The following is a 560-nucleotide window of genomic DNA, read 5'->3' as shown; positions in this document are numbered from 1 at the left end:
CCGACACGCTCGCGCGCTCGTACCTCAAGCAGGGCGTGACCTTCGACTTCGCGGGCGAGGAGCGGCCGTTCCCGCTCGACGTCGTGCCGCGCGTGCTCGCGGGCGACGAGTGGGAGCACGTCGCGCCCGGGGTCTCGCAGCGGGTGCGTGCGCTCGAGGCGTTCCTCGCCGACGTGTACGGCCCGCAGAAGGCGGTCGCCGACGGCGTCGTCCCCCGCTCGGTCGTCGTGTCCTCGACGCACTTCCACCGCGCCGCACGTGGCGTCGAGCCGCCCAACGGCGTGCGCGTGCACGTGTCGGGGATCGACCTCGTGCGCGACTCGCTGGGCGGGTGGCGGGTCCTGGAGGACAACGTCCGCGTCCCGTCGGGCGTCAGCTACGTGCTGTCGAACCGCCGGGCGATGGCCCAGACGTTCCCCGAGCTGTTCGCGACGCTGCGGATCCGGCCGGTCGTCGACTACTCGCGGCGGCTGCTCGCCGCGCTCATGGCGGCGGCACCGGCGGGCGGCGACGACCCGACCGTCGTGGTGCTGACGCCGGGCGTGTACAACTCGGCGTAC

The 560-nt window shown here is 74.1% G+C and carries 1 protein-coding gene; it reads left to right on the top strand.

The window, feature by feature from the left end; translation table 11 throughout:
- Positions 1-560, top strand: a 560-nt coding sequence (locus tag G3I71_RS46100; RefSeq protein ID WP_203733067.1) for a circularly permuted type 2 ATP-grasp protein, incomplete at both ends; no start/stop codon positions are given.

Origin of the sequence: Streptomyces sp. SID12501, from assembly GCF_010550245.1 — a bacterium.
Taxonomy (GTDB): Bacteria; Actinomycetota; Actinomycetes; order Streptomycetales; family Streptomycetaceae; genus Streptomyces.
The sequence above is the reverse complement of the archived record's forward strand: the minus strand, read 5'-3'. Positions and strand labels throughout refer to the sequence as shown.